This window comes from Streptomyces sp. NPDC041068, from assembly GCF_040647455.1.
Classification (GTDB): Bacteria; Actinomycetota; Actinomycetes; order Streptomycetales; family Streptomycetaceae; genus Streptomyces.
The window spans coordinates 40,040-66,101 of sequence record NZ_JBEZCG010000026.1; the positions used below are offsets into that span (position 1 = coordinate 40,040).

General features: G+C 69.8%; 28 protein-coding genes and 1 pseudogene. 13 read left to right on the forward strand and 16 right to left on the reverse strand.

Annotation, left to right across the window (positions count from 1 at the left end; genetic code table 11):
• Nucleotides 1–3: 3 nt before the first annotated feature.
• Nucleotides 4–894 (forward strand): annotated as a pseudogene (locus AB0B50_RS40490) (LysR family transcriptional regulator); the annotation flags it as partial.
• On the opposite strand, the gene AB0B50_RS40495 reads toward AB0B50_RS40490, so the two are convergent.
• The gene (locus AB0B50_RS40495) at nt 797–1,792 is read right to left on the reverse strand and encodes a DMT family transporter (protein ID WP_362341698.1); all 996 of its coding nucleotides are present in this window, start codon (nt 1,790–1,792) and stop codon (nt 797–799) included. The pseudogene AB0B50_RS40490 and the gene AB0B50_RS40495 overlap by 98 nt on opposite strands.
• A 122-nt stretch (nt 1,793–1,914) precedes the next feature.
• On the opposite strand from AB0B50_RS40495, the gene AB0B50_RS40500 reads away from it, so the two are divergent.
• Both AB0B50_RS40500 and AB0B50_RS40505 read left to right on the forward strand, forming a co-directional pair.
• Nucleotides 1,915–2,898: a 2-oxoglutarate and iron-dependent oxygenase domain-containing protein gene (locus AB0B50_RS40500; protein WP_362341701.1), complete on the forward strand. Its 984-nt coding sequence runs from the start codon at nt 1,915–1,917 to the stop codon at nt 2,896–2,898.
• Nucleotides 2,873–3,340 carry a nucleoside deaminase gene (locus AB0B50_RS40505; protein WP_362341704.1) on the forward strand — a complete coding sequence of 156 codons (468 nt, stop codon included), beginning with the start codon at nt 2,873–2,875 and terminating at the stop codon, nt 3,338–3,340. Before AB0B50_RS40500 ends, AB0B50_RS40505 begins: the two co-directional genes overlap by 26 nt.
• Before the next feature lie 9 nt (nt 3,341–3,349).
• On the opposite strand, the gene AB0B50_RS40510 is transcribed toward AB0B50_RS40505, so the two are convergent.
• The 10 genes from AB0B50_RS40510 to hemL all read right to left on the reverse strand — a co-directional run bounded on the left by AB0B50_RS40510 (nt 3,350) and on the right by hemL (nt 13,366).
• On the reverse strand, nt 3,350–3,853 hold the full coding sequence (locus AB0B50_RS40510; protein ID WP_362341707.1) for an SRPBCC domain-containing protein: 504 nt from the start codon (nt 3,851–3,853) through the stop codon (nt 3,350–3,352).
• 48 nt (nt 3,854–3,901) lie between these two features.
• Nucleotides 3,902–4,870: a CU044_5270 family protein gene (locus AB0B50_RS40515; RefSeq protein ID WP_362341710.1), complete on the reverse strand. Its 969-nt coding sequence runs from the start codon at nt 4,868–4,870 to the stop codon at nt 3,902–3,904.
• Nucleotides 4,867–5,511: an RNA polymerase sigma factor gene (locus AB0B50_RS40520; protein ID WP_362341713.1), complete on the reverse strand. Its 645-nt coding sequence runs from the start codon at nt 5,509–5,511 to the stop codon at nt 4,867–4,869. The genes AB0B50_RS40515 and AB0B50_RS40520 overlap by 4 nt, the downstream gene beginning before the upstream one ends.
• Nucleotides 5,512–5,627: 116 nt before the next feature.
• Complete coding sequence (gene ccsB, locus AB0B50_RS40525; protein ID WP_362341716.1) at nt 5,628–6,719, reverse strand: c-type cytochrome biogenesis protein CcsB; 1,092 nt, start codon at nt 6,717–6,719, stop codon at nt 5,628–5,630.
• The gene (locus AB0B50_RS40530) at nt 6,716–8,440 is read right to left on the reverse strand and encodes a cytochrome c biogenesis protein ResB (RefSeq protein ID WP_362341719.1); all 1,725 of its coding nucleotides are present in this window, start codon (nt 8,438–8,440) and stop codon (nt 6,716–6,718) included. Before AB0B50_RS40530 ends, ccsB begins: the two co-directional genes overlap by 4 nt.
• Nucleotides 8,441–8,443: 3 nt before the next feature.
• Nucleotides 8,444–9,208, reverse strand: a complete 765-nt coding sequence (locus tag AB0B50_RS40535; protein WP_362341722.1) for a cytochrome c biogenesis CcdA family protein — start codon at nt 9,206–9,208, stop codon at nt 8,444–8,446.
• A complete protein-coding gene (locus AB0B50_RS40540) occupies nt 9,208–9,858 on the reverse strand; it encodes a TlpA disulfide reductase family protein (RefSeq protein ID WP_362341726.1) in 651 nt (216 codons plus the stop codon). Before AB0B50_RS40540 ends, AB0B50_RS40535 begins: the two co-directional genes overlap by 1 nt.
• A 66-nt stretch (nt 9,859–9,924) precedes the next feature.
• Nucleotides 9,925–11,154: a hypothetical protein gene (locus tag AB0B50_RS40545; protein WP_362341729.1), complete on the reverse strand. Its 1,230-nt coding sequence runs from the start codon at nt 11,152–11,154 to the stop codon at nt 9,925–9,927.
• A gap of 197 nt (nt 11,155–11,351) precedes the next feature.
• Nucleotides 11,352–12,044, reverse strand: coding sequence for a histidine phosphatase family protein (locus AB0B50_RS40550; RefSeq protein WP_362341732.1), 693 nt, complete (start codon nt 12,042–12,044; stop codon nt 11,352–11,354).
• Nucleotides 12,041–13,366 carry a glutamate-1-semialdehyde 2,1-aminomutase gene (gene hemL / locus AB0B50_RS40555; RefSeq protein WP_362341734.1) on the reverse strand — a complete coding sequence of 442 codons (1,326 nt, stop codon included), beginning with the start codon at nt 13,364–13,366 and terminating at the stop codon, nt 12,041–12,043. The genes AB0B50_RS40550 and hemL overlap by 4 nt, the downstream gene beginning before the upstream one ends.
• A gap of 335 nt (nt 13,367–13,701) precedes the next feature.
• Between hemL and AB0B50_RS40560 the strand changes: the two genes are divergently transcribed.
• Nucleotides 13,702–14,139 (forward strand): hypothetical protein, encoded by a 438-nt coding sequence (locus AB0B50_RS40560; RefSeq protein WP_016640275.1) that lies wholly within the window; start codon nt 13,702–13,704, stop codon nt 14,137–14,139.
• A gap of 168 nt (nt 14,140–14,307) precedes the next feature.
• The gene (locus AB0B50_RS40565) at nt 14,308–14,751 is read left to right on the forward strand and encodes a MarR family winged helix-turn-helix transcriptional regulator (protein ID WP_362341841.1); all 444 of its coding nucleotides are present in this window, start codon (nt 14,308–14,310) and stop codon (nt 14,749–14,751) included.
• Nucleotides 14,752–14,776: 25 nt separating this feature from the next.
• Here AB0B50_RS40565 and AB0B50_RS40570 read toward each other — a convergent pair whose 3' ends face one another.
• The 3 genes from AB0B50_RS40570 to AB0B50_RS40580 all read right to left on the reverse strand — a co-directional run bounded on the left by AB0B50_RS40570 (nt 14,777) and on the right by AB0B50_RS40580 (nt 17,721).
• Nucleotides 14,777–15,880 (reverse strand): FAD-dependent oxidoreductase, encoded by a 1,104-nt coding sequence (locus AB0B50_RS40570; protein WP_362341737.1) that lies wholly within the window; start codon nt 15,878–15,880, stop codon nt 14,777–14,779.
• A gap of 114 nt (nt 15,881–15,994) precedes the next feature.
• A complete protein-coding gene (locus AB0B50_RS40575; protein ID WP_362341740.1) occupies nt 15,995–16,582 on the reverse strand; it encodes a CE1759 family FMN reductase in 588 nt (195 codons plus the stop codon).
• On the reverse strand, nt 16,579–17,721 hold the full coding sequence (locus AB0B50_RS40580; protein ID WP_362341743.1) for an LLM class flavin-dependent oxidoreductase: 1,143 nt from the start codon (nt 17,719–17,721) through the stop codon (nt 16,579–16,581). Before AB0B50_RS40580 ends, AB0B50_RS40575 begins: the two co-directional genes overlap by 4 nt.
• A 129-nt stretch (nt 17,722–17,850) precedes the next feature.
• On the opposite strand from AB0B50_RS40580, the gene AB0B50_RS40585 reads away from it, so the two are divergent.
• Entirely contained in the window at nt 17,851–18,363 is a 513-nt protein-coding gene (locus tag AB0B50_RS40585; RefSeq protein ID WP_362341746.1) for a GNAT family N-acetyltransferase, read from the forward strand.
• A 54-nt stretch (nt 18,364–18,417) separates the two neighbouring features.
• Here AB0B50_RS40585 and AB0B50_RS40590 read toward each other — a convergent pair whose 3' ends face one another.
• Nucleotides 18,418–18,858 (reverse strand): hypothetical protein, encoded by a 441-nt coding sequence (locus tag AB0B50_RS40590; protein ID WP_362341749.1) that lies wholly within the window; start codon nt 18,856–18,858, stop codon nt 18,418–18,420.
• Nucleotides 18,859–19,068: 210 nt separating this feature from the next.
• Here AB0B50_RS40590 and AB0B50_RS40595 point away from each other — a divergent pair, with 210 nt between their 5' ends.
• From AB0B50_RS40595 to AB0B50_RS40610, 4 genes are all read left to right on the forward strand, one after another.
• Nucleotides 19,069–19,404, forward strand: a complete 336-nt coding sequence (locus AB0B50_RS40595; RefSeq protein WP_362341844.1) for a YnfA family protein — start codon at nt 19,069–19,071, stop codon at nt 19,402–19,404.
• A gap of 74 nt (nt 19,405–19,478) precedes the next feature.
• Nucleotides 19,479–20,243 carry an SDR family NAD(P)-dependent oxidoreductase gene (locus AB0B50_RS40600; protein ID WP_362341751.1) on the forward strand — a complete coding sequence of 255 codons (765 nt, stop codon included), beginning with the start codon at nt 19,479–19,481 and terminating at the stop codon, nt 20,241–20,243.
• Nucleotides 20,244–20,245: 2 nt separating this feature from the next.
• Nucleotides 20,246–20,455 carry a hypothetical protein gene (locus AB0B50_RS40605; RefSeq protein ID WP_362341847.1) on the forward strand — a complete coding sequence of 70 codons (210 nt, stop codon included), beginning with the start codon at nt 20,246–20,248 and terminating at the stop codon, nt 20,453–20,455.
• Between the two features lie 87 nt (nt 20,456–20,542).
• Nucleotides 20,543–20,995, forward strand: coding sequence for a hypothetical protein (locus AB0B50_RS40610; protein ID WP_362341754.1), 453 nt, complete (start codon nt 20,543–20,545; stop codon nt 20,993–20,995).
• On the opposite strand, the gene AB0B50_RS40615 is transcribed toward AB0B50_RS40610, so the two are convergent.
• The gene (locus AB0B50_RS40615) at nt 20,976–22,169 is read right to left on the reverse strand and encodes an RtcB family protein (protein ID WP_362341850.1); all 1,194 of its coding nucleotides are present in this window, start codon (nt 22,167–22,169) and stop codon (nt 20,976–20,978) included. The genes AB0B50_RS40610 and AB0B50_RS40615 overlap by 20 nt on opposite strands.
• 206 nt (nt 22,170–22,375) lie before the next feature.
• On the opposite strand from AB0B50_RS40615, the gene AB0B50_RS40620 reads away from it, so the two are divergent.
• From AB0B50_RS40620 to AB0B50_RS40630, 3 genes are all read left to right on the forward strand, one after another.
• Nucleotides 22,376–23,332: a DUF3558 domain-containing protein gene (locus tag AB0B50_RS40620; protein ID WP_362341757.1), complete on the forward strand. Its 957-nt coding sequence runs from the start codon at nt 22,376–22,378 to the stop codon at nt 23,330–23,332.
• Between the two features lie 144 nt (nt 23,333–23,476).
• Nucleotides 23,477–24,376 carry a DUF3558 domain-containing protein gene (locus AB0B50_RS40625; RefSeq protein ID WP_362341758.1) on the forward strand — a complete coding sequence of 300 codons (900 nt, stop codon included), beginning with the start codon at nt 23,477–23,479 and terminating at the stop codon, nt 24,374–24,376.
• A gap of 200 nt (nt 24,377–24,576) precedes the next feature.
• Nucleotides 24,577–25,956: a DUF2637 domain-containing protein gene (locus tag AB0B50_RS40630; RefSeq protein WP_362341761.1), complete on the forward strand. Its 1,380-nt coding sequence runs from the start codon at nt 24,577–24,579 to the stop codon at nt 25,954–25,956.
• Nucleotides 25,957–26,062 lie beyond the last annotated feature (106 nt).

Here is a 26,062-nt window from a genome sequence, read left to right on the forward strand (position 1 = left end):
CCCGTGGAACTGCGGCTGCTCGTGACCTTCGAGAAGGTCGCCACCGTCCTCAGCTTCACCCGGGCCGCCACCGAGCTGAAGTACGCCCAGTCCAGCGTCACCAGCCAGATCCGCGCCCTCGAATCGTCCCTCGGCACCGAGCTCTTCGACCGGCTCGGCAGCCGGATCAGGCTGACCGAGGCCGGTGAGCGGCTGCTGCCCTACGCCCGGCAGATCATCGAACTCGCCGACGAGGCACGGGCCGCGGTCGTCGGCGAGGAGGAGCCGTCCGGCGCCATCGCGGTCGGCACGATGGAGTCGCTGACCTCCTACCGGCTTCCGCCGCTCCTGGAGCTCTTCCACCACCGCTATCCGAAGGTGCGGCTCTCGCTGCGCCCCACCCTGGGCGACGAGACCCGGCAGGCGCTGCGGCAGGGGACGTACGACGTGGGGTTCCTGATGGAGCCGGAGACCGAGCACCAGGGCCTGGAGACCGAGGTCCTCGCGCGGGAGCCGCTGGTCCTGGTCTGCGCGCCGGACCATCCGCTGGCCGCGCGCGGAGCCGCCCCGCTCGCCACGGGCGATCTGGCCTCCGTGCAGCTCGTCGGCACCGAACCCGGCTGCCCCTACCGGGACCTCTTCGAGGACGAGCTGCGGACGCGGACCGGGGAGCCGCCGCCGTTCATGGAATTCGGCACCATCGAGGCGACGAAGCAGGGCGTGGCCGGCGGACTCGGGGTCGCGCTGCTGCCCGCCGTGGCGGTGGCCAGGGAGCTGGCGGACGGCACGCTGGTGCGGCTGCCGTGGGAGCCGCCGTTCACCTTGTGGACGCAGCTCGCATGGCGGTCGGGGAAGCGTCTTCCGTCCCATGTGCGGCTGTTCGTGGAGCAGGCCGTGCGGCTCGTGCGGGAGCAGGGTTCGCCGCCCGCGCAAGGGTGACCTTGAGGCTCGCGAGCACGATCAGCGGGACGCCGAGCGCCTGGACGAGCCCGATGTGGTGGCCGTAGACCGCCCAGTCGGCGACCATCGCGACCGCCGGGTAGGTGAAGGCGAGCACCGCGATCTTGGCGGTGGGCAGCTTCGCGTACGCCGCGTACATCAGGACGTACATCAGGCCGGTGTGGATCACGCCGAGGCCGACGAGCCAGGCCCATCCGGTGCCGGTGCCGCTCATCGCGCCGAAGTCGGCGAAGGGCAGCAACAACGGGATGCCGACGACGACTTGGGTCAGTGCGATCAGGTGCGGACGTACGCCGGTGACGCGCTTGGTGACGAGCGTGGACAGGGCGTAGAGGAGCGCCGCGAGCAGCGCGAGGCCGATGCCCGCGAGCGAGCCCGCGTCGCCCGGCCGCACCCCGGAGACCAGCACGAGCCCCGCGAACGCGGCGGCCAGCCAGCCCAGTTGGAAGCGGGACAGGCGCTCGCGCAGGACGAGGGCGCTGAGCAGCACCAGGAAGAACGGCTGCGTGTGGTAGACGACGGTGGCCAGCGAGATCGAGGTGGCCTCGTACGCCTTGAAGAGGAACACCCAGTTGAAGACGATGAACACCCCGCCGAGCGCGGCGAGTGAGAGCTTCTCGAGGGTGAGGCCGTGGTCGCGGAAGTAGCCGCGGGCGAAGGCGTACGCGCCCAGGGCGAGGGCGCCGAACAGGACGCGGAAGAAGACGACGTCGAAGGCGGACGCGCCGGACTCGACGACGAAGATGCCGAGGGTCCCGGAGAGCACCATGGCGGCGGTGAGCTGGGCCGTGCCCGTGCGTTCCGAAGAAGCGCCCTCCGAAGAGGTGCGTTCCGAAGAGGTGTTCGCTGTCATGCCAAGGACGCTACGAGCGGGCGTATGCCCTGGTCCACGCGCCAGTGGGGCGTCCTTCCGATGGGCCGATCGGCGCTGTCGATGAGGCCTGACTGGGGCCTCGCGCGGGCACGATGTCAGGCATGAGCAGCGCACCCCGCACCCCGACGAGCGCACCCCGCATCCCGACGGTCGACCTCGGCCCGTGGCTGTCCGGCGACCCCGAGGCCCGCGTGCGCACGGCGCGCACCGTCGACGAAGCCCTGCGCACGGCGGGGTTCCTCCTGGTGACCGGGCACGGCGTCGATCCCGCCCTGCGCGCCGCGATCCGGGCGTCGGCCCGCGGCTTCTTCCGCCTGCCCGTCGAGACGAAGCAGCCGTACGCGGTGAAGGTGGGCGGGCGCGGCTGGCTGGGCCCCGGCGCCGAGGCCAACAGCTACGCCGAGGGCACGGCCGCTCCCGCGGACCTCAAGGAGTCGCTGTCCTTCGCGGCCGACGAGCCGACGGGGAACGCTGCGGTGGACGCCGAGTGGTTCGCGCCCAACACCTGGCCGGACGAGACGCCCGAGCTGCGGGCTCTCGTCCAGACGTATCTGCGGGAGATGCGGTCGCTCTCCGACCGCCTCCTCGAACTGCTGGGCGCCGCGCTCGGTGAGGGCGAGGACTTCTTCACCCGGCACACCGGGCACCCCACGTGGGGCTTCAACATCAACTGGTATCCGGGGCGGGAGACCGTGGGCGAGCCGGAGCCGGGCCAGTTCCGCATCGGCCCGCACACCGACTTCGGCACGGTCACGGTCCTGGACCGGCAGGCGGGCCGGGGCGGGCTCCAGGTCTTCACGGACGAGGGCGGCTGGGAGGACGCGCCGTTCGACCCGGAGGCGTTCACGGTCAACATCGGTGATCTGATGGCGCGTTGGACCGACGGACGGTGGCAGTCGGGCCGTCACCGCGTGCTGCCGCCGCCCGCCGAGGAGCCCGCGGAGGAGCTGATGTCGCTCGTCTACTTCTACGAGTGCGATCCGGGCACGGACGTCAGGGGCATCGACTCGCACGTGTATCTGCGGGGCCAGCTGGACGCGATCACGGTGGAGTCCGGCGATGCCACGGACGTCACCGGTGGCTGAGGCGCGGGACCGCGCCTGGCTCGCGACCGCCGTCGCGGAGGCCAGGCAGGGCCTCGCCGAGGGCGGCATCCCCATCGGCGCCGCGCTCTACGCCGACGACGGCACACTCCTTGGCCGCGGGCACAACAGGCGTGTGCAGGACGGCGATCCGTCGGCGCACGCGGAGACGTCGGCGTTCCGCGCCGCGGGCCGGCAGCGCTCGTACCGCGGCACGACGATGGTGACGACGCTCTCGCCCTGCTGGTACTGCAGCGGCCTGGTACGGCAGTTCGGGATCTCGCGGGTGGTCGTGGGCGAGGCCCGGACCTTCCACGGCGGCCACGACTGGCTGGCGGAGCACGGCGTGGAGATCGTGCTCCTCGACGACGCGGAGTGCGCGGCGATGATGCGTGGGTTCCTGGCGGAGCGGCCCGAGCTGTGGGCCGAGGACGTCGGCGAGTAGCCCCGCGGCTCACTGCTCGGCGGCGTACGCCTCGCGCAGTTCCCGCCAGCGGTCCAGGCTCCACGTCGACCAGTCCTTGGGGCGGCCGGCCAGCGCGTCCACCAGGAACTCGAAGTGGTTGTGCCATCCGGCGAGGCAGTCGAGCCGCAGCGCGTCGTCGCCCTCGAACTCGTTGGTGAAGCGGACGGTGGTGGCCGTCGCGCCCGCGGGCTCCAGATGGAACCGGCAGCGGCCGTGCAGGTCGATCGTGTACTCGGCGACGCGCTCGGGGTCCCACGCGGTGACGCGGCCCGGGTGGACCGCGTCGTCCTCGTTGTTGAGCCAGCGCAGCGTGACGGCGCCGCCGAGCCTCGGTTCGAGGACATCGGCGGCGGCGAGCCAGCCCTCCAGGCCGCCGGGCGTGGCCACGGCGACCCAGACCTTTTCCACAGGCTGGGGAAGGCGGAGCTCGTAGTGCAGGTGCTGGGTGGGGCCCTCGGTCCGGCTGGTGCCCTGTCCGATCGTCGCGGTCATGGCACAAGACTCACCCGGTCCGCCCCGTTCCGCACCCCTTGGGGGTACTTACGGACGCTGCCCCGCCTTGTCGACGACGGTGCGCTCCAGGACGGCGCTGAGGCCGAGGACGTCGCCCTTCTCGGCCCCGGACGGCAGATCCTCGACCGCGACCTCCCGCTCGCCCAGGAACTGCTTGGTCTCCTTGTCGAAGATCAGCTCCTCGCGGATGCCCTGGTCCTCACGGGCGATGGCGACGCCGTGCCGCCCCTCGACGTCGACCACGTCGTCGATCAGCTCTACGCCGGGGATCTTCGCCGCGGCGAGCCAGAGGGCCGCGGCCTGCTCGGGCGGCATCAGCGACTCGTGCGAGAGGTCGCCGACCAGCGTGAAGGTGGCCTGGTCCTCGCCGGAGCCGCCTTCGCTCTCCTTGTGGAGCCAGTCCAGCATGTTGACCGGGTCGGTCGGCAGCTTCTGCAGGTTGCGGTAGTAGGTGTCCGTCGGCATGAGCGGCGTCTCCGCCTCCATGGCCTCGTGCTCGGCGCCCTTGGCGGGCTCGTGCCGCATGTCGTCGTGCTTGCCGTCCACCGAGTACCACATCTCGCGCGAGTGGACGGGGTCGAGCTTCCCGGGTCCGCCGTCCTCGTCGTCCGACACGTAGCCGACCTTGCTCTTGATGTAGACGTACTGGTCGTCCCTGATCTCCTTGGGCATGGGCTGCTTCTCCGCCGCCGCGGCGATCTCCTCCAGCATCCGCACGGTCTCCTTCGACGGAGGCCCCGCCTGCGCCGCCTGGTCGCCGAAGGGCGAGGCGACGAGGACGGCCGCCGCGACGGACGCGGCCACGGCTCCCGCGACGAGTGCGGGCCGGAACCAGATCTTGGCGTTCCGCCTCGGCACGGGGACGGTCTTCTTCTCGTACGGCTTCTCGTTCGTGTTCTCGTTCGTCTTCTCGTTCTGCCGGATCTCGGTCAACAGGTGCTCCCTGAGCAGGTGATGACGGCCCGGCGGAAGGTCGCGCTCGGGAAGTTCGTTCATCGGTTTCCCTCCCTGATGGGCCCGACCGCGGGAGTGCGGTCGTCTCTTACCTGTCCGCGGCGCTTGGGGGGTTCCAAGGCTTTCGCGAGTTTTGTACGGGCCCGGGAGAGCCGGGAGCGCACCGTGCCGACGGGGATGCCCAGGGCGGCCGCGGCGGAGGCGTAGTCGAGCCCCGACCAGACGCACAGGGCGAGCACCTCCCGCTCGGTGCGGCGCAGCGTTTCCAGGGCCGTGCGCACGAGGGCGAGCTGGTCCTTGTCGTCGATGCGCCCGGCGATCTCGTCGGCGAAGTCGGCTACCACCTCGTCACGCGGCAGCCGGGCGACGGCGGCCGCGTGCCGCCGCGCAGCGCGGCGCGTGTTGCGGGTGACGTTGGTCGCGACGCCCAGCAGCCAGGGCCGCAGCGAGCCGCCCTCCTCGTCGAGCTTTCCGCGCAGCCGCCAGGCGTCCAGGAAGGTGAGGGACACGACGTCCTCGGCCTGCGCCCAGTTACCCGTGAGGCGGTAGGCGTGGTTGTAGACGGAGCGGGCGTACGCGTCGAAGAGCTCGCCGAAGGCGTCGGCGTCACCGTCCCTGATCCGTACCCGCAGGGCGCGGTGGCGTTTCCGCAGTTCCTGAAGTTCCCCCTGATTCGTCTCCACGCCCTCTACCTGTCCGTACGCGAAAGGCCGGTTCCCGTGACCTGGGTCACAGGAACCGGCCTCAAGCGGCAACGGCGGTACGGGGGTTGGGCCCCCGGGGGCTCAGAGCCCAGGGCTCAGACGCCGGCGTACGAGTGCTTGCCGGTGACGAAGATGTTCACGCCGTAGTAGTTGAACAGCCAGCAGCCGAACGCGATGAGCGCCAGGTAGGCGGCCTTGCGGCCCTTCCAGCCCGCGGTCGCGCGCGCGTGCAGGTAGCAGGCGTAGGCGACCCAGGTGATGAAGGACCAGACCTCCTTGGGGTCCCAGCCCCAGTAGCGGCCCCAGGCGTCGCCCGCCCAGATCGCGCCCGCGATGATCGTGAACGTCCACAGCGGGAAGATCGCGGCGTTCAGGCGGTAGGAGAACTTGTCCAGCGAGGCCGCCGACGGCAGCCGCTCCATGACGGACGAGGCGAACTTGCCGGGCTGTCCGCCGCTCTGCAGCTTGGTCTCGTAGCTGTCCCGGAAGAGGTAGAGCATCGTCGAGACAAAGCCGACGTAGAAGACCGCACCGCAGAAGATCGCCGTCGAGACGTGGATCCACAGCCAGTACGAGTGCAGGGCGGGCACCAGCTGGTCGCTGGAGGTGTACAGGACGGTGACGGCGAGACCGAGGTCGAGCAGGATCGTGGTGACCAGCGGGAGGCCGAGCCAGGCGATGTTCTTCTTCAGCGCGAACAGCACCAGGTACACACCGACGGCGGCGGTGGAGAAGGTGATGCTGAACTCGTACATGTTGCCCCACGGCGCCCGCTGCACCGACAGCGCGCGGGTGAGCACACCGCCGAACTCCAGGAGGAACGCGAGCACGGTGAGGGACACCGCGATGCGGCCGTAGAGGTCGCCCTTCTCGTCGCCCGCCGCGGCCCCGGGCCCGTCCGGCACGTCACGGCTTCCGGCGACGGACCGCGTGACGACCTTCGGCCGCTCCAGGGTGGCGGTGCCGCCCTTGGCCTGGACGGCGACCTCGGGCGCCTTCGCCGCGGCCTTGCTCGGGGTGAGCGCGGCGGCGGTGCGGGCGACCTTGCTGCGGCTGCCGAAGAGCCACTCCGCCATGTGCGCGAAGAAGGCCAGGAGGTAGACGGCCATCGCGGAGTAGATCAGCACGTTGCTGATGTGCGCGAGGCCCTCGTTCGGTTCGGCGGCCAGGGTGGTGGCGAGATTCACTTCTCAGCCCCTTCGGCAGGAACAACAACATCGGGGTCGGGGTCGGGCGCGCTGGGCGCCTTCTCGTGCAGGTGGGCGGCGAGGTCGGCGAGTTCCTCGGGGAGCTTCGCGGACTCGCTGCGGCCGAGGCCCGCCATCTCCACGACGGTGACGCCGTCGGCGCCCTTCACCGCACGCACCCACACGCGGCGGCGCTGGATGAACAGGGAGCCCGCGAGGCCGACGATCGCGGCGACCGCGCCGACCAGCGCCCACACGGAGCCGGGCTCCTGGGAGATCTGGAAGGTCGCCCACTCCTTGAGCTCCTTCTCGTACGTGACCGACCCGGCGCCGTTCGGCAGCTTCATGGTCTCGCCCGGCCGCATCCGCTGCTTGAGCAGGTCGCCGTTCTTGTCCTTGAACTTCTGCATCTTGCGGGTGTCGAGCTGGTACACGTTCTGCGGGACGCCCGCGTTGACGCCCAGGCTGCCGTGGTAGGCGGAGAGCGCGAGCACCGGGTACTCGGGGGCGGGGAACTGCGAGAACATCTGCCCCTTGCCCGCGCCCGCGAAGGTCGGCACGAAGAAGGCGTTGAAGCCGAGCTGGTCCGGCTTGCCGTCCTTGTCGCGGTAGCCGTCCATGACCTTGATGGCGCCGGTCGCGGTGCCGTTCTGGTCGATGGGCAGCAGCGGGACGGACGCCGAGTAGACGACCTTGCCCTTGCCGTCGCGGACGGTGACCTTGGGGGCGTAGCCGTGGCCGATGAGGTAGACCTTCGAGCCGTCGATCTCCAGCGGCTTGTTGACCTCGATGGTCTTCTTCTTCTCGGGCCCGTCGGCGCCTTCGCTGTAGCTGACCTTGGCCCGGTAGGTGCGGGGGGTGCCGCGGTTGGGGCCCGACTTCTCGTACGTCCCCTCGAAGTCGTCGAGCCTGAAGCTGAACGGCGCCAGCTCCTCGGTGTCGAAGAGGCTGCCGGACTTGAAGTCGTCGTACTGGCTGAGCGTGTTGGAGAAGCCGTCGCCCTCCATGATCAGCTTGCCGCCCTCGGACTTGAACAGCTGCCCGGCGGCGAACGCGATCAGCATCACGATCAGCGAGATGTGGAAGATCAGGTTGCCGGCCTCGCGCAGATAGCCCTTCTCCGCGGCGACCGAACCGCTGGAGCCGGAGCCCGCGGCGGGGACGGTGTGCGAGCGGAAGCGGCGCTCCTTGAGCATCGCGAGCGCGGCCTCGTGCACCTGCTCGGGCTCGGCCTCGGTGCGCCACGTCGTGTACGCGGGCAGGCGCGTCAGCTTCCTGGGCGCGCCCGGCGGACGGCCGCGCAGCTGGCCGACGAACTGCCAGGTGCGGGGCACGATGCAGCCGATGAGGGAGACGAAGAGCAGGATGTAGATCGCGGAGAACCACACCGAGCTGTAGACGTCGAAGAGCTGCAGCTTCTCGTAGATCGGCCCGAGCGTCGTGTGCCGGTCCATGAAGTCCTGGACCTTGAGCTCGTCGACGTTGTTCTGCGGGATCAGCGAGCCAGGGATCGCGCCGAGCGAGAGCAGCAGGAGCAGGATCAGCGCGACCCGCATCGAGGTGAGCTGCCGCCAGAACCAGCGGGCCCAGCCGATGACGCCGAGCGAGGGGAGATGGGGCGTCTCCTCCTTGGGAGCGGTCGACAGCTGCGCGCCGGCCGCGCCGAGTTCGCTCTGCTCGCTCTGTTCGTTCTGCTCTTCAGGGGCTTCGGTCTTGCTCATGGATCAGATCCCCACCGTGTAGCTGTTGGTCCAGACCTGCATCTCCTGGATGATGCTGTCCCACGCACCGGTGACGAGGAGCAGGCCGGTCGCGATCATCATGATGCCGCCGATCCGCATCACCCACGCATAGTGCCGCTTGATCCACCCGAAGGCGCCGAGCGCCTTGCGGAAGGCCACGGCCGCGAGGATGAACGGGATGCCGAGCCCGAGGGAGTAGGCGATGCCCAGCAGCGCGCCGCGCTGCGGGTTGCCCCCGTCGGTGGCGAGCAGCAGGACGGAGGAGAGCGTCGGGCCGATGCACGGCGTCCAGCCGACGGCGAAGAGGGCACCGACTATCGGGGCACCGGCAAGACCCACCGAGGGGCGCTTGTGGAAGCGGAACTCGCGCTGGGTGAGCCAGGGCATGAGCCCCATGAAGAAGAGTCCGAGCACGATCATCACCACGCCGAGCACGCTGTTGATGGTGCTCTGGTGCTCCTTGAGCGTGCGCCCGATCGCCCCGAAGAAGACGGTGGCGGAGACGAAGACCACGGTGAAGCCGGCCACGAAGAGAGCGGCACCGGCGACCATCCGGCCGCGCCGGGCCTCGCCGAGATCCTGGCCGCTGACCCCGGTCACGTACGACAGATAGCCGGGCACGAGCGGCAGCACGCACGGGGAGAAGAAGGAGACGAGCCCGCCGAGCACCGCGACCGGGATCGCGAGGAGCAGGGCCCCGCTCAGGACGGTCTGGTTCGGACCCGTGATGGCCGCGAGCGTCGACATCACTTCTCCGCGAGCACGGGGTCGATCATCTTCCGCAGCTTCTCTTCGTTCAGCGGCTGCTGCGAGCGGGCCGCGATCTTCCCGTCACGGTCGACGACGAGCGTCGAGGGGATGAAGTTCGGGTTCATCGTGCCCTTGGGGAAGCGCAGCATCAGCTTGCCCGTCGGGTCGTACACGCTCGGGTAGGTGACCTTGTGTTCCTTCTCGAACGCGATGGCCGGGCCGCGCTCGGGGTCCCGGGTGTTGATCCCGACGAACTCGACGCCCTTGGCCTTCGTGTCGGCGGCGACCTTCACGAAGTTGGGTGCCTCGGCCCGGCACGGCGCGCACCAGGAGCCCCAGACGTTGATCACGAGGATCTTGCCCTTGTAGGCCTTGCCGAGGTGGAGCTGCTTGCCGTCGAGCGTCTCGCCGTCGAGCTCCGGGAGCGGCTTGCGGTCCGCCTTCTTGGCGGTGGCGATGCCATCGGAACCGGCCACGAAGTTGGTGTTGCCGCCGCCGCCCGACGTGCCGCCGGAGCCGCACGCGGTAAGGACCAGCGCTCCGACCGCGGCTCCCGCGGAGAGCAGGGCCACACGGCCGCGGCGGCCGCCGATCCGGCGGCTACGGCTGCGGTTCGCGGTCTCGGGGGCGCGGCAGGCGGCACTCATGTGAAAAGTTTCGCATGCCCGTTTCGGGGATCTTCCGCACCCCCCGCGGTTGCGGAAGATCCCATTTCAGGCGGCCTTTCCGAGGCCCTTCCAGCCACCCGCGGGCTGCTGTCCGACCTCCAGGCCCTGGAGCGCGGCGAGGACCTTCGGGTCCTGCACGTCGAGCCAGTCGACGAACTGCCGGAAGGAGACCAGGCGTACGTCCTTCTTGCCCGCGATGTGCTTCAGGGCCTCCTCGACGGCATCCATGTAGATGCCGCCGTTCCACTCCTCGAAGTGGTTGCCGATGAAGAACGGCGCGCGGTTGGACTCGTAGGCCCGCTTGAAGCCGGAGATGTAGGCCTCGGTGGCCTGCTTGCGCCAGCCCGGGTAGTTGGCCGGCGGCGCCTTCGTGGAGTTCTTCGACTGGTTGGCGAGGATGTTGTAGTCCATCGACAGGACCTCGAAGGAGTGCCCGGGGAAGGGCACGGCCTGCAGCGGCAGGTCCCAGATGCCCATCTTCTTCTCGGGCCAGCGCTGGCGGCCGCCGGGCGAGGACGCGTCGTAGCGCCAGCCGAGCTTCTTCGCCGTCGGCAGCAGATTGTTCTGGCCGAGCAGACAAGGCGTGCGGCCGCCGACGAGTTCCTTGTCGTAGTCGAAGGGAAGCGACGGCAGATCGGTCCAGCCGGTGTTCGTACGCCACTTCTTCACAAAGGACTTGGCCTGGTCGATCTCGTCCTGCCATTGCGCGGGCGTCCAGTTGGCGACGGAACCCGTGCCCGCGCAGAAGTGCCCGTTGAAGTGCGTGCCGATTTCATGGCCGTCGAGCCATGCCTCGCGGACGTACTTCAGCGTCTCCTTGATGTGACCGTCGGTGAGATAGCCGATGTCGGAGGCGCCGACGGCGTTGTTCGGCGGACGGTACAGACGCTTCTTGGATTCCGGGAGCAGATAAAGCCCGGAGAGGAAGAACGTCATGTGCGCTTCGTGCTCCTTGGCGAGCTTCAAAAAGCGCGGGAACAGTCCGTTCCCCACTTCGCCCGCGCCGTCCCACGAGAAGACGACGAACTGCGGAGGCGTCTGACCGGGCTCCAGCGGCACCGGCTTGTCCGGCTGGTGGGGCTGCTTGCCGGTGAAGGCGGTCGACCCGTCACCGATCGGCTTGGCCGGGCGCTCGGCGCCGGGCTGCCCGTCCTTGGACTTTTCCGCGGGCCCCGACGCATCGCCGTCACCCCCGGTGCCGCATGCCGCGAGCCCGAAGGCGGCGGCCGCACCGGCTCCGAGACCGAGCATTCCCCTGCGGCTGATGTCGCGCATTCCATCCCCATTCGTCGCGCCCCTGGGTCCGTACCGCTGCATCTGCCATGCAAGACGGACAACCACTTAGAGGGCGCGACGAACACGGGGGTTCCGACAAGTCGCACATATTTATGAGCTTTTACCCGCAAGGGACATACAGTCGCGACGCGATTACCCCACGTCGCGATTGTTCACGTCGGCAATGCGCGGGATTATCAGGCGCCGAACGCCTTGTCCTTGCCCTTCACCGGCTTGGCGCCCGCGAGAAGATGTGCGGGCACGAGATCGCGGGCCGGTTCCGTATATCCCACCGAGACGATCTTGTCGCCGCGATAAGTGAACGTGGTCAGCGAGGCCAGCGTGCACTGCCGCTTGCGCGGGTCGTGCCACAGCCTCCGCTTCTCCACGAAGCTGCGCACGATCCAGATCGGCAACTGGTGGCTGACACACACCGCCTCATGCCCGCGGGCCGCGTCCTTCGCCGCGTCCAGGGCGCCCATCATCCGCACGACCTGCTCGATGTACGGCTCGCCCCAGGACGGCTTGAAGGGGTTGACGAGGTGCTTCCAGTTCTCCGGGTTCTTCAGCGCGCCGTCGCCCACCCCGAAGGTCTTGCCCTCGAAGACGTTGCCCGCCTCGATGAGCCGGCCGTCCGTGGCGAGGTCCAGGCCGTGCGCCTTGGCGATCGGCGTGGCCGTCTCCTGGGCGCGGTCCAGGGGGGAGGCCACGACATGCGTGACGTCGCGCCCGGAGAGGTGCTCGGCGACGCGGTCGGCCATCTGCCGACCGAGCTCGGAGAGGTGGTAGTCGGGCAGGCGCCCGTACAGAATCCCCTCCGGGTTGTGCACCTCGCCGTGGCGCATCAGATGGACGACGGTCAGCTCCTCGCCCGCCGGGGTGCCGGTCATGCGGTGGCCTCCGTGGCTTCCGCGGCCGCGCGCGCGGCACCCGGCAGGGCGGCGGCGATCCGCTCGATGGCCCGCTCGTCGTGAGCGGTGGACACGAACCAGGACTCGAAGGCCGAGGGCGGCAGATAGACGCCCTGCGACAGCATCGAGTGGAAGAAGGCGGTGAAGCGGAAGGACTCCTGCGCCTTCGCGTCCTCGTAGTTGCGCACCTCGCGCTCGGTGAAGAAGACGGAGAACATGTTGGACGCGTTCTGCAGCCGGTGGGCGACGCCCTCCTTGGTGAGCGCCTCCGTCACCAGCGAGCGCAGCTGCGCGGAGACGGCGTCCACCTTCTCGTACGCGGCGTCGTCCAGGAGCCGCAGCTGCGCGAGGCCCGCGGCCGTCGCGACCGGGTTACCGGACAGCGTGCCCGCCTGGTAGACGGGACCGGCCGGGGCGAGGTGCGCCATGACGTCGGCGCGGCCGCCGAAGGCCGCGGCCGGGAAGCCGCCGCCCATGACCTTGCCGAAGGTCATCAGGTCGGGCGCGACGCCGTCGACGCCGAACCAACCGGCCTTCGACGTACGGAAGCCCGTCATGACCTCGTCGGAGATGTACAGGGCGCCGTTCTTGGCGCAGGCGGCCTTGAGGCCTTCGTTGAAGCCGGGGCCCGGCGGGACCACGCCCATGTTGCCCGGCGACGCCTCGGTGATCACGCAGGCGATCTCACCGGGGTACGTGTGGAAGGCCTCGTGCACCGCTTCCAGGTCGTTGTACGGAACGACGATCGTGTCGCCCGCCTGGGCGCCGGTGACGCCGGGGGTGTCGGGCAGGCCGAAGGTGGCGACGCCCGAACCGGCGGCGGCGAGCAGGGCGTCGACGTGCCCGTGGTAGCACCCGGCGAACTTGATCACCTTGGCGCGGCCGGTGAAGCCGCGGGCCAGACGGATGGCCGACATGGTCGCCTCGGTGCCGCTGGAGACGAGCCGCACCTGCTCCACGGGCTCGATGCGGGCCACGATCTCCTCGGCGAGCGCGACCTCGCCCTCGCCGGGCGTGCCGAAGGAGGTGCCGCGCGCGACGGCCTCCTGCACGGCGGCCGTCACCTCGGGGTGGGAGTGTCCGAGGATCATCGGACCCCACGAGCACACGAGGTCGACGTACTCACGGCCGTCGGCGTCAGTCAGGTACGGACCGGTACCGGACACCATGAAACGGGGCGTACCACCCACAGCGCGGAACGCGCGCACGGGAGAGTTCACACCGCCGGGCGTCACGGCCGCCGCACGGTCGAAAAGAGTCTGCGAAACTGGGGCGCTATACGGGAAGCTCACACGAGCCATGGTGTCAGAGGGTCCGGACATCCTGCGGACAGGTGTTTCACTCCACGTTTTAGAGGGTGACCGTGGGGGAGGTCACTGACACGATGATCGGGTTGCGTGGCGGGGGCCGCGAGGCCTAGAAAAGACAGGGCTCTGCCGCCCTGGAAAAGCAGTCGGGTGGAGATATGCATCGCGGTGGCGGACTGGGCGAGGGGACCGACGGCCTGGGCCCCCGGCGTGCCCGGCGGGGCAAGCACCGACGCGAGGCGGAAGCGGATCCGGCACAGACGCCCGAGCAGCCGCGTGGCGGATCCGGTGAGTCCCGGCGGGACCGGGCGAGCAGCAGGAGTGGCGGGGTGGGGGTGACGTACAAGTACTTCGGCGCCCCGGACGGCGCGACCGCCGCCCGTGTGCCGATCTCGATGCGGCCCGAGGAGCTCGGCGGTGACGAGCTCGGCATGGGCGGCATGTTCACGAAGATCAAGCCGGAGACGATGGCCGCGATGGTCCTCACCGGCATCGAGGGCATACCCCTGCACAAGGTCCCCCCGCTGGAGCTGGTCGTCCTCCACCCCGACTACGCCGTGGTGAAGCTCCCCATGACCGTCGTCGACCCGCTGCGCGGCATCGGCGAGGAATCGGTCGGCGCCGCGGCCTTCATATGGTCGACCGTCCCGGACCGCGGCGGCCCGCGCGACGCCTTCAACGTCTACCAACTCCTGCACGAGTGGCAGGATTTCAGCCACCGTCTGCACGACGCGGGGCATCAGGCGTACTGCCTGGTCTGGCCCTGACCCCTCATCCGGCCCGACTCCTCACGTGATACCGGCCCGACCTCTCACGTGATCCGGACCGACCTCTCACATGATCCGGTCCGGCACCTCACATGATCCGGTCCGGCACCTCACACGGCTTTCCGGCTGCCGTACGCTGACGGCATGGGGAAATCCGTGAACGAACCGATGGGTGTCGCTACCGCACTGGTCCGTTCCGCGTTCCTGGTCAACGCCGTGTACGCCGAGTCCGGCAGGGAGTACGGCCTGACCCCGCAGCAGGGACAGCTGCTCTGCGTCCTGATGATCCAGCCGTACGGCATGCGGGAGTTGGGCGCGATGCTCGGCCTCGCCAAGTCCAGCCTCACCGGTCTGGTGGACCGCAGCGCCCAGCACGGCCTGGTGCGCCGCGAGCCCGACCCGCTGGACGGCCGCGCGATCCGCGTCGCGCTGACCGAGCACGGCAGCCGCCTCGCCGACGACTTCTACACCGAGACCTGCCGACGCATCGAAGCGTTGCCGGCAGGCCTGGGCGCGAGCGACCGCGGCACGCTCACGGAGCTCCTTGCCCGCGTCGTGCGGGACAACGAAGTGCCTGCGGTCTTCATGGAGGAGCAGGGGGCCAAGTCCTAAGGACCGCCGGGCCGCCCCGAGGGGATCAGTTCCGAGGCCCCTCGACGCCGAACAGCTCCTCGAACCGCCCGGTGAACAGATCCGCGCCCTTGTACTGGGCGACGGTCTCGGCGGGCAGGACGGACACCCCGTCGGGGCCCGGCACTTGGCCGACCCCTCCCGTGGGGCCCAGCGGCAGCAGCACCGAGGGGACGGGCGAGGGCAGATAGCGCGCGGCGGGCTCCTCGCCGCGCAGCTGGGCCTTGATGTTCTCGGCGACGACCTCGGCGTGCTTCATGGCGTACCCGGCCATCTTGGCCTCGGCGAGGTCGGTGAGGTCGCCGAGCGCGTAGATGTGGCGGTGCCCCTCGACGTTGAGCGCCTCGGTCACGCGGAGTTGGCCCTTGGGGGTGCGCGCCGCGGCCAGGACGCCGTCGAGATAGCCGCTGTCGACGCGCACTCCGTAGCAGCGGAACCAGATGTCGGCGCCGACCTCGCCCCCGTCGGTCGTGCCGACGGTGAACTCCTTCGCCTGCCCCGGCTCGCTCGGCGGCTCTTCGGCCAGCGCGGTGCCGAGCCGCAACTCGACGCCCAGGCCTTCGAGCTGACGGAGCAGATCCTCCCGCATGGCCGCGTCGAAGCCGGGCACCAGCTGGTCGGCGGGGTCGACGACGACCACGCCCTTGTCCGGCCACACGGCCTTGATCTCACCGGCCAGCTCAAGGCCGACGGGCCCCGCGCCCACGATCAACACCCGCTCGGCGCCGGAGAGTTCCTCGTGCGTGGCCCGGAGCCGCCCCAGCGCCTCCGCGGCGACGTCGGTGTCGGTCTTCGCCGGGTACGGGTAGCCGGACCCCGTGGCGAGGACGAGGTAGTCGGCGTCCACCCGGCCGCCGGAGGCCAGGGTGACACCGTCGGAGTCGACTCCGACGGCACGGTCGCGCACGACCCTGCCGCGCCGGAGGAGTCCGTCGTACGGAAAGAAGATGTTGCCCGCCCACTCCGGCGCGACCAGGGCGCGCAGCGAGCCGGCCGCGTGGACGAAGGCGTCCTTGGGGTCGACGAGGACGACGTCGGCCTCCTCGTCCAGCGCCTTGGCTACCGCGGCGCCGCCGTAGCCTCCGCCGATGACCGCGACAGTACGACTCATGTTCCCAACCCCCAGTGACAGCAAGCCCGTCGACCCGTCGAACGGGACGGGAAGCTAGTTCGTTCCACGAACGATATTAGTTCGTGGAACGAACTTCAAGGCCGACCACCCTCCCTACTCCCCTCGCAACGAGGCAAGTTGCTGCTCGAAGGGGACGACGCCGACCTCGTTACGCACCGCCCCGGCAGGCCGCACGATCCCGACGAGCTCGCCCGCCGCCCGCTCGATCCGCTCCTCCAGCCCCTCGGCGCCCCAGTCCTCGGACGCCGCGTACACCCCGGTCGGCACGACGACGGCCCGCAGATAGGCGAAGAGGGGCCGCAGTGCGTGGTCCAGGACGAGGGAGTGCCGCGCGCTGCCGCCGGTGGCGGCCACGAGGACCGGCGTACCGACGAGCGCGTCCCGCTCGAACCCGCTCAGGACGTCGAAGAAGGACTTGAACAGACCGCTGTAGGAGGCGGAGAAGACCGGCGTGACGGCGATCAGGGCGTCGGCGCCCGCCACCGCGTCGACCGCGGCGCCCAGGGCGGGGCCGGGGAAGCCGGTGGTGAGGCCGTGCGCGATCTCGACGGCGAGGTCGCGCAGTTCGACGACTTCCACGTCCGTCTCGGCGCGTCGACCGACGGCGGCCGCGAGCCGGTCGCCGAGGAGCCGGGTGGACGAGGGCACGCTCAGCCCCGCGGACACGACGACGAGCTTCATGCCGACACCCCTTCCTGGGCCGGGCTTCCTTCCTGGGCCGGGCTTCCTTCCTGGGCCGGGCTTCCTTCCTGGGCCGCGGCCACGCGCAGGGCGTGCGTGGGCGCCTCCGGCACACCGGCCGGACGGTTCTTGGCGAACTCCTCGCGCAGTACGGGGACGACCTCCTCGCCGAGGATGTCGAGCTGTTCGAGGACGGTCTTCAGCGGGAGCCCGGCGTGGTCCATCAGGAACAACTGCCGCTGGTAGTCGCCCACGTTGTCGCGGAAGGACAGGGTCCGCTCGATGACCTGCTGCGGGGAGCCCACGGTCAGCGGGGTCTGCGCGGTGAACTCCTCCAGCGAGGGCCCGTGTCCGTAGACCGGTGCGTTGTCGAAGTAGGGCCTGAACTCCCGCACGGCGTCCTGGGAGTTCGTGCGCATGAAGACCTGCCCGCCAAGCCCCACGACGGCTTGCTCCGGAGTGCCGTGCCCGTAGTGCGCGTACCGCTGCCGATAGAGCTCGACCATCCTCTTCGTGTGGTCGGCGGGCCAGAAGATGTTGTTGTGGAAGAAGCCGTCTCCGTAGTACGCGGCCTGCTCGGCGATCTCCGGGGACCTGATCGAGCCGTGCCAGACGAAGGGGGCGACGCCGTCCAGGGGCCGGGGCGTCGAGGTGAACGACTGCAGCGGCGTACGGAACTTGCCCTCCCACGTCACGACGTCCTCGTCCCAGAGCCGGCGCAGGAGCGCGTAGTTCTCGACGGCGAGGTTGATGCCCTGGCGGATGTCCTTGCCGAACCAGGGGTACACCGGCCCGGTGTTGCCGCGCCCCATCATCAGGTCGACCCGCCCGTCCGCGAGGTGCTGGAGCATCGCGAAGTCCTCGGCGATCTTCACCGGGTCGTTGGTGGTGATGAGGGTGGTCGAGGTGGAGAGGACGAGCCGTTCGGTGCGGGCGGCGATGTAGCCGAGCATCGTGGTCGGGGACGAGGGCACGAAGGGCGGATTGTGGTGCTCGCCGGTCGCGAAGACGTCCAGTCCGACCTCCTCGGCCTTGAGCGCGATGGCGACCATGGCCTTGATGCGCTCGGCCTCGGTCGGGGTACGACCGGTGGTCGGGTCGGCGGTGACGTCGCCGACGCTGAAGATCCCGAACTGCATGGCTGGCTCACTTCCACAGGTGGTTGATCATTCAACTACACCTACGGAACGAGGGCGGGGCCGGACATATTCCCCTCGCCCGCCCCGCTCGCTCCCGGCATTGTCAGACCCTCCCTCTAGCGTGAGGGCATGGAGCCTTCGCACGCGCAGCCGACGATCCGTCTGGAGCCCTGGCCGGAGGACGGCCTCGACCTCCTCCTCCGCCTCAACACCCCGGAGATGACAGAGCACTTGGGCGGCCCCGAGACCCACGAGAAGGTCGTGGACCGCCACCGCCGCTATCTGGCCCTCGACGCCAAGGGCCAGATGTTCCGCGTCACACTGGACGGCCGGACGGCGGGCTCGATCGGGTACTGGGAGACGACCTGGCAGGGCGAGACGGTCTGGGAGACCGGCTGGGGCGTCCTGCCCGAGTTCCAGGGCATGGGCATCGCGGCGGGCGCCGCGCGGCTGGTGATCGAGGAGGCGAGGGCGGCGGGCCGCCACGCCCACCTGCACGCCTTCCCCGCGACGGATCACGGGGCGTCGAACGCGGTGTGCCGCAAGGCGGGCTTCACCCTGCGGGGCGAGGCGACGATCGAGTACCCCAAGGGCAACTGGCACCCCTGCAACGACTGGCGCCTCACCCTGACCGCGAGGTAGCCCCTCCGGGGCGGGGGCCGAGCCCCCCTCGGAAGCCCCCCTCAGAAGCGCCCCTCAGAAGTAATAGGTGTCCCCGGTGTCGAGGGCCAGCACCGCGTGCTCGTTGTTCCGGGGATTGTGGTCGACGGCCCCGCCGTTCCACGCGGTCCCGATGCGCACACCCACCTCACCGACCCCGCCCGGCACGCCCTGGAGCCGCACCACGACGTCGACAGGCTCCCCCACACTCCCGGCGTCCAGCGCCCCGGTACGGCACAGCACGGTCCGCGGCTCCGAGCGCAGACACCCGTCGGGCAGCGCCTGCCCGTCCACCAGCGGCACGGACCAGCGCAGCCGCACCGTGACGCCGTCGAGGTCGGAGGGCCCGTGGTTCCGCGGCACGAAGCGGACCCGGACAGTCCCGTCGTACAGGGACACGTCGCCGTGGAAGGCGACATCGGCCTCGGGCGCGATGGGCTCGGGCGCGACGGCCTCGGGCGCGACGGGCTCGGCCACGGCAACACCCCCACAGAGCACCCCACCCAACGCGACAGCGCCGACACCGACGTACGCACTCACACGAGCCAAAAGAGGAACCCGCACTCCAACCTCCACCCGCACACCCACAAACCAGCCGGCCCACCGGACCGCCGGACCATCGCCCCGATATATGCCACAACACCCCATATCAACCCCCCGAACACCTCACATGCCACCCTGATGACCATGCTGATCGCCCGCTCCGCCGCTCTCTTCGTCCTCGCCGCGCTCTTCGAGATCGGCGGCGCCTGGCTCGTCTGGCAGGGAGTGCGCGAGCACAAGGGCTGGGCCTGGATCGGCGCCGGCGTCATCGCGCTCGGCGTCTACGGCTTCGTGGCCACGCTCCAGCCCGACGCCGAGTTCGGCCGCATCCTCGCGGCGTACGGCGGGATCTTCGTCGCCGGTTCGATCGCCTGGGGCATGGTCGCGGACGGCTACCGGCCGGACCGGTGGGACGTCGTGGGAGCGCTGATCTGCCTCGCGGGAATGGCCCTGATCATGTACGCGCCGCGAGGCCGCTGAATCGCACGCATATCCTGGCCGGTGAACCGATCCCACCGGTACCGCACCGGATCCGCCTGCCCGAGGAGCGCCCCATGACCGCCGCCGCCACCCGCATCGCGATCATCACCGGCGCGAGCAGCGGCATCGGTGCCGCCACCGCCCGCGGCCTCGCCGCCGCCGGCTACCGCGTCGTGCTCACCGCGCGCCGCAAGGACCGCATCGAGGCCCTCGCCGCCGAGCTGAACGAGGCCGGGCACGACGCGGTCGCGTACGCACTGGACGTCACCGACCGCGCCGCGGTGGACACCTTCGCGACGGCCTTCAAGAAGATTGCGGTCCTGGTGAACAACGCGGGCGGCGCGCTCGGCGCGGACACCATCGCCACCGGCGACCCCGCCGACTGGCGCCAGATGTACGAGACGAACGTCATCGGCACCCTGAATGTCACCCAGGCCCTGCTCCCCGCGCTCACCGCGAGCGGCGACGGCACGGTGGTCGTCCTCTCCTCGACCGCCGGGCACGGCACGTACGAGGGCGGCGGTGGCTACGTCGCCGCCAAGCACGCCGAGCACGTCCTCGCCGAGACCCTCCGCCTGGAGATCGTCGGCACCCCGGTCCGCGTGATCGAGGTCGCCCCCGGCATGGTCAAGACGGACGAGTTCGCGCTGACCCGCTTCGGCGGCGACGCCGACAAGGCCGCGAAGGTCTACGCGGGCGTCGCCGAACCGCTCACCGCCGACGACGTGGCGGACACGATCACCTGGGCGGTCACGCGCCCGCCGCACGTCAACATCGACCTCCTGGTGGTCCGCCCGCGCGCTCAGGCGTCCAACACCAAGGTCCACAGGGAGTCGTGACGATGGGCCTCCCCGGCGACGATCCCGGCACCCCCGCGTACTCCGCCGACTCCCCCGACCCGCTCGAACGCCTCACGCACGAGCACGAGGCCCGCCGCCTCAAGGAGGAGAAGAAGAACGAGCGCATGGTGTGGTGGTACCTCGCGTACTTCCTCTTCGGCATCCACCTGGTGGCATTCGTGATGATCTACGCCGTCAAGCACGCGAAGTAGGCGTTCCGCTCCGCGCGTTCGCAGGTCGCGAGTCACGAGTCACGAGTCACCCACACCGGTGAACGCGTCCTATCGCCATGCGGGTTGATGTTCGGCTTCTCGCAGGCCGACGGGCACCTTCGACAAGGAGCCGACCAGAAGGGCAAGTTGAGCGTCGAGATCAACGTGCGGGACATCGGCATGACGCTCAGCACAGCCGTGGGGGTCCACTTCGCCCGCTACGTACGCCAACTGACCGGACCGGAGCGGAGCGGAGCGGAGCGGCTGATCAAACGTAATGCCCGCGACGGGATCTGCAACGTTCTCCACACGAAAGAGAACGCCCAGGCGCTGGCTGCGGATCTGCACTACCCGGGCTGCCTCGCACTGGCACGCAAGCTCACCGCCGCCGACTCACTCTCCACGTGGATTCGCCCCGCCTCTGGCGCCTCAAGACCGGCCGGGTCCCCATGCCCGCCCCTGAACCGCAGGACCGCTGACGGAATCCGGGGTGTCGCACCAGCGGCACCCCGGCTGCGCTTCAGCCCTTCACGCAAATGACCTGCTTCAGCTTCGCCACGACCTCGACGAGGTCTCGCTGATGCTCCATGACCTGCTCGATCGGCTTGTAGGCCGCAGGGATCTCATCCACGACGCCCGAGTCCTTACGGCACTCGACGCCCCGCGTCTGCTCCTCCAGGTCCTTCGTCGAGAAGCGCCGCTTCGCCGCGCCCCGGCTCATGCGCCGACCGGCGCCGTGCGAGGCCGAGTTGAAGGCCTTCTCGTTGCCGAGGCCCTTCACGATGTACGTAGCTGTGCCCATCGATCCCGGGATGATCCCAAGGTCACCCGTACCGGCCCGGATGGCGCCTTTCCGCGTCACCAGCAGATCCATGCCTTCGTACCGTTCCTCCGCCACATAGTTGTGGTGGCAGCTGATCTCCGGCTCGAAGGTCACCTTCGCCTTTTTGAACTCCTTGCGGACCACGTCCTTCAGGAGCCCCATCATGATCGAGCGGTTGTACTTCGCGTACTCCTGCGCCCAGTAGAGGTCATTCCGATAGGCGGCCATCTGCGGGGTGTCCGAGACGAACACCGCGAGGTCACGGTCGACAAGACCCTGGTTGTGCGAGAGCTTCTGCGCGACGCCGATGTGATGCTCGGCGAGTTCCTTGCCAATGTTGCGGGACCCGGAGTGGAGCGTAAGCCACACCGCACCCCCGGAATCGAACGAAATTTCTAGGTGATGATTTCCGCTGCCGAGCGTCCCCATCTGCTTGGCCGCCCGCTCCTCCCGGAACTTGACCGCCTCGGCAACCCCCTCGAACCGCCCCCAGAAGTCGTCCCACCCAGCGGTGGCCACCCCATGGAAGCGCCCCGGATCCACCGGATCCGCATGCATCCCCCGCCCCACCGGAATCACCTGCTCGATCTTCGACCGCAGCCGCGAAAGATCACCCGGAAGGTCATTCGCGGTCAGCGACGTCTTGACGGCGCTCATCCCGCAGCCGATGTCGACGCCGACCGCCGCAGGGCAGACCGCGCCCTGCATGGCGATCACCGAACCGACCGTCGCACCCTTGCCGAAGTGGACGTCCGGCATGACGGCGAGGCCCTTGATCCACGGCAGCGTCGCGACGTTCCGCAGTTGCTGCATCGCCGCGTCCTCGACCGACGTCGGGTCGGTCCACATCCGGATCGGCACCTTCGCACCGGGAACCTCTACGTACGACATTTCGCCCTCATTCCCCCGAAAACAAACACAAGTCGGAAGCGCAAATACCGGAGCCAAGGTCAACGAAAGGGGTAACGGACCGGCATCCACGGCAGCGCGTGCGATAGACATTGTGTCCACCGGCCGCCCACCGGCGGCAACCGAATATCCAGGCAGAACCAGCGAACCACGCGAACCATGCGAACCACGCGAGAGGAGCCATCACGGTGCAGCGGAAGGCCAAGGCCTGTGTACCCGGTGTCGCCGCGCTCCTCGCGGCGCTGCTCGTCGGCTGCAGCGGCGGCTCGGGCCTCGGCGACGAGAGCGACGACTCCAAGCCCGGCGAGGGCGGCAGTTCGACCGCCCCGGCCCAGCCCGGCAAGTACCGCACGCTTCCCGAGCCGTGCGGCGAGCTCGACCGCGACACCCTCGACGCGATGCTGCCCGGCATCGCGGAGATGGAGGACACCGAACAGCGCGACAAGGCGTACGAGGGCACGCCCACGGTGACGTACGACACCGACCGGCGCGTGGGCTGCCGCTGGAAGGTCCAGTCGTCCGACGCTTCCCACCACCTCTTCGTCGACTTCGAGCGCGTCGTCTCGTACGACGGCACAGTCAGCGACGACGACCGCGCCGCCGAGGTCTACGCGACGAAGCTGCGGGACGCGGACCTCCCCGAGCCGGCCGCGTCGGGCTCGGACGAGGACGAGCCGGACGAGCCGGACGAGCCCAAGAAGTCGGACGAGTCGGAGAAGGCGAAGGGGTCGGGAGAGTCCGGCAAGGGCAAGGGCTCCGAGGCGGGCGACAAGGCCCAGGGGGGCAAGAGCGCCAAGACCGCCGCGAGCGACGACGACAAGGGCAAGAAGGACGACGGCAAGGGCAAGAAGGACGGCGAGCAGGCCGCCGACGCCACCACCCAGCCCGCGACGCCGCCCCCCGGCCTGGAGCCCCGTGCCCTCGACGACCTCGGCGACGAGGCCTTCCTGGACGACGCCCTCGCCACCGCCGCGTCCGCCACCCGTCACCGCACCGTGACTGTGGTGTTCCGCACGTCGAACGTCATCGTGACCATCGAGTACGACGAGCAGCCCGGCCGCCGCACGGATGTCCCCGACAGCAAGGAAATGCAGGACAAGGCCCTTGAACTGGCCGACACCCTGGCCGGCGACTTCGACGAGTAGGCGGCGGGCGGAGCGGACGCGGACGGGGGCCCGGCTCCCCCGAAGCGGAGTCGCCCGCCGTCGCTTACGCGTACCGTGGCCCCTCGGACCCGACGACGTCACGAGACGAACTGGACGTCACGAGACGAACTGAGTGAAGGAACCATGCACCGACCTGCACAGCGACAGCGACAGCTCCGCAGCCGCCTTCTCGTCTGCGCGGCCGCCGTACCGGTGATCCTCGTCGCCTCCGGCTGCTCCTCAGACTCCGACTCCGGCTCCGACGGCGCCAAGAAGGACTCGGGCACGAAGGCCTCCGCCTCGGCCAAGGCCGACGGCGACAAGGCCCCGGAGGTCGAGAAGGCCGCGTACGCCAAGCTTCCCGAGCCCTGCGACGTCCTGTCGAAGAAGACGCTCGAGGAGCTCGTCCCGAAGGCGAAGGACAAGTCGGGCAAGGCGGGCACGTCCAGCGACCTGGCCCTGCGCGGCAGCTGCTCCTGGGACAGCCTGGAGAACAACGGCGTGGACGGCTCCCAGTTCCGCTGGCTGCGCGTCTCGCTGATGCGCTTCGACTCGGACTCCTCGCTCGGCAGCGGTGCCAAGCGCGCGCAGGACAACTTCGCCAAGCAGGTCGCGGACGCCAAGGCCACCAAGGACGCCAAGAGCGTCAAGGAGGAGCCGGTCCAGGGCGTCGGCGAGCAGGCGACCCTCGTGCGGTACGACCTGAAGAAGGACAAGGACACCTTCAAGCAGCAGACGATCGTGACCCGCGTCGAGAACGCGGTCATCACGGTCGACTTCAACGGCGCGGGCCTCGCGGGCGACAAGACCCCCGACGCCGGCAAGCTGGCGAAGGACGCCGAGAAGGCGGCGAAGGAGGCCGCGGCCTCGGTCGTCTCCGCCAACGAGGGCGGCGGCAAGGCCCCGGAGTCGGACGAGAAGCCGAAGAAGGACGACTCCAAGTCCGACGACGCCGACTCCGACGACACCAAGTCCGACGACAGCAAGTCGAAGGACAAGGCGAGCGACAAGACGAGCGACAAGGCGAGCACCCACAAGTCCTGACGCAGCGCAGGTAGCGCACGCAGCGCACGTAACGCACGCGGCTCAAAGCGGCTCAACTCACGCCACGAGCAGGCAAGTCGACGGAGCCCGGCCCCCCGAGGGGCCGGGCTCCTGGCGTACCGCCCCACAGTCCACCGCACGCATGTGCCAGGCTGTCGCTCGCAACAGACAGATCAGGGAGGGGACCGCGGGTGGCCGCGATGCAACTGACACGTACTCACCGGATGCTCATCGGCGTGGTCGTCGCCGGTGCGGTGGTCATCGCTGGCATCGGTTTCGCCGGGTCGTACGCAGCCGTACGCGAACTGGCCGTCGAGAAGGGCTTCGGCGACTTCTCGTACTTCTTCCCCATCGGCATAGACGCGGGCATCTGCGTCCTGCTCGCCCTCGACCTGCTGCTGACCTGGCTCCGCATCCCCTTCCCGCTGCTGCGCCAGACGGCGTGGCTGCTCACGGCGGCCACGATCGCCTTCAACTCGGTCTCGGCCTGGCCCGACCCCGTGGGCGTCGGCATGCACGCCGTCATCCCGGTCCTGTTCGTGGTCGCGGTCGAGGCCGCGCGGCACGCGGTGGGCCGGATCGCGGACATCACCGCCGACAAGCACATGGAGGGCGTACGGCTGACCCGCTGGCTGCTCTCCCCCATCCCCACCTTCAAGTTGTGGCGCCGGATGAAGCTGTGGGAGCTGCGCAGCTACGAGCAGGTCATCAAGCTGGAGCAGGACCGCCTCGTCTACCAGGCCCGCCTGCAGGCCCGCTTCGGCCGCTCCTGGCGCCGCAAGGCCCCGGTGGAGTCCCTGATGCCGCTGCGCCTCGCACGCATCGGGGTACCGCTCTCGGAGACGGCCCCCGCGGGCCTCGCGGCCGCCGGCATCGAACCGGTGCTGCTGCCGCCCGCCCCCGCGGTCACGGCGGCTCCGGAGGCCGCCGACCGCCCGCAGCAGCCCCAACTGGCCGCCGCCCCCGAGCCCGTCCAGGTTCAGGACCAGGCCCAGGATCAGGACCAGGCCCAGGAGGACCCGACACCGCCGCCGTCCCCTGAGGAGACTCTCCCGGTGGGCCAGCACGAAAGCCCTTGGTTCGCCGCCCACAACGCCTCGAACGCGCCCGTGGTCTCGTACGACGAGTGGTACGCCGAGCAGGAGCGCCTTCAGCAGGCGGCGCCCCACGTCCCCGAACAGGCGCAGCCGCCGGTCGACCCCGCCCCGGAGCACGCCGAGTTCCAGGAGTTCCCGGTCCCGAACGGCGCGGGCGGCACGCGTCCGCTGGGCGACGGCATCCCGCAGGCGGAGCCCCAGGGCTACCCTGCGCCCCAGCCTCAGGCCGAACCCGAGCAGCACCCCGAGCAGCACCCCGAGCCGGCCCCCGCTCCCGGCCCCGCCCCCGGTCCCACCGACGAGGAGCTGTACGAGGTCTTCCGGTACTCGATAGGGGGCGAGGGCATGCCCACCCCCGGCGCCTTCGCGGCGAACGTCGAAGCGACGTACGGACTGCGGCTCCAGTCCCGCGAACTGAACACCTACATGGACCGGTTCACGGCCCGCCTCAATGACGAGCTCATGGAAGACCACATCGCCTAGCGGACCCGCGCCCGCGCCCAGCGGGCCAATGACGCACACCCGTGAAGTGATCTACGGGGCACCGTTACATGACCTTCAACTGGCTGCAATGGCGGGTGATTTACCT

Bases quoted from the DNA above. Each gene is read 5' to 3' on its own strand.
- AB0B50_RS40495 (WP_362341698.1), bottom strand. From the start codon at position 1,792: ATGACAGCGAACACCTCTTCGGAACGCACCTCTTCGGAGGGCGCTTCT.
- AB0B50_RS40500 (WP_362341701.1), top strand. From the start codon at position 1,915: ATGAGCAGCGCACCCCGCACCCCGACGAGCGCACCCCGCATCCCGACG.
- AB0B50_RS40505 (WP_362341704.1), top strand. From the start codon at position 2,873: ATGCCACGGACGTCACCGGTGGCTGAGGCGCGGGACCGCGCCTGGCTC.
- AB0B50_RS40510 (WP_362341707.1), bottom strand. From the start codon at position 3,853: ATGACCGCGACGATCGGACAGGGCACCAGCCGGACCGAGGGCCCCACC.
- AB0B50_RS40515 (WP_362341710.1), bottom strand. From the start codon at position 4,870: ATGAACGAACTTCCCGAGCGCGACCTTCCGCCGGGCCGTCATCACCTG.
- AB0B50_RS40530 (WP_362341719.1), bottom strand. From the start codon at position 8,440: ATGAGCAAGACCGAAGCCCCTGAAGAGCAGAACGAACAGAGCGAGCAG.
- AB0B50_RS40535 (WP_362341722.1), bottom strand. From the start codon at position 9,208: ATGTCGACGCTCGCGGCCATCACGGGTCCGAACCAGACCGTCCTGAGC.
- AB0B50_RS40540 (WP_362341726.1), bottom strand. From the start codon at position 9,858: ATGAGTGCCGCCTGCCGCGCCCCCGAGACCGCGAACCGCAGCCGTAGC.
- AB0B50_RS40545 (WP_362341729.1), bottom strand. From the start codon at position 11,154: ATGCGCGACATCAGCCGCAGGGGAATGCTCGGTCTCGGAGCCGGTGCG.
- AB0B50_RS40550 (WP_362341732.1), bottom strand. From the start codon at position 12,044: ATGACCGGCACCCCGGCGGGCGAGGAGCTGACCGTCGTCCATCTGATG.
- hemL (WP_362341734.1), bottom strand. From the start codon at position 13,366: ATGGCTCGTGTGAGCTTCCCGTATAGCGCCCCAGTTTCGCAGACTCTT.
- AB0B50_RS40565 (WP_362341841.1), top strand. From the start codon at position 14,308: ATGGGTGTCGCTACCGCACTGGTCCGTTCCGCGTTCCTGGTCAACGCC.
- AB0B50_RS40570 (WP_362341737.1), bottom strand. From the start codon at position 15,880: ATGAGTCGTACTGTCGCGGTCATCGGCGGAGGCTACGGCGGCGCCGCG.
- AB0B50_RS40575 (WP_362341740.1), bottom strand. From the start codon at position 16,582: ATGAAGCTCGTCGTCGTGTCCGCGGGGCTGAGCGTGCCCTCGTCCACC.
- AB0B50_RS40580 (WP_362341743.1), bottom strand. From the start codon at position 17,721: ATGCAGTTCGGGATCTTCAGCGTCGGCGACGTCACCGCCGACCCGACC.
- AB0B50_RS40585 (WP_362341746.1), top strand. From the start codon at position 17,851: ATGGAGCCTTCGCACGCGCAGCCGACGATCCGTCTGGAGCCCTGGCCG.
- AB0B50_RS40595 (WP_362341844.1), top strand. From the start codon at position 19,069: ATGCTGATCGCCCGCTCCGCCGCTCTCTTCGTCCTCGCCGCGCTCTTC.
- AB0B50_RS40600 (WP_362341751.1), top strand. From the start codon at position 19,479: ATGACCGCCGCCGCCACCCGCATCGCGATCATCACCGGCGCGAGCAGC.
- AB0B50_RS40605 (WP_362341847.1), top strand. From the start codon at position 20,246: ATGGGCCTCCCCGGCGACGATCCCGGCACCCCCGCGTACTCCGCCGAC.
- AB0B50_RS40610 (WP_362341754.1), top strand. From the start codon at position 20,543: ATGTTCGGCTTCTCGCAGGCCGACGGGCACCTTCGACAAGGAGCCGAC.
- AB0B50_RS40615 (WP_362341850.1), bottom strand. From the start codon at position 22,169: ATGTCGTACGTAGAGGTTCCCGGTGCGAAGGTGCCGATCCGGATGTGG.
- AB0B50_RS40625 (WP_362341758.1), top strand. From the start codon at position 23,477: ATGCACCGACCTGCACAGCGACAGCGACAGCTCCGCAGCCGCCTTCTC.
- AB0B50_RS40630 (WP_362341761.1), top strand. From the start codon at position 24,577: ATGCAACTGACACGTACTCACCGGATGCTCATCGGCGTGGTCGTCGCC.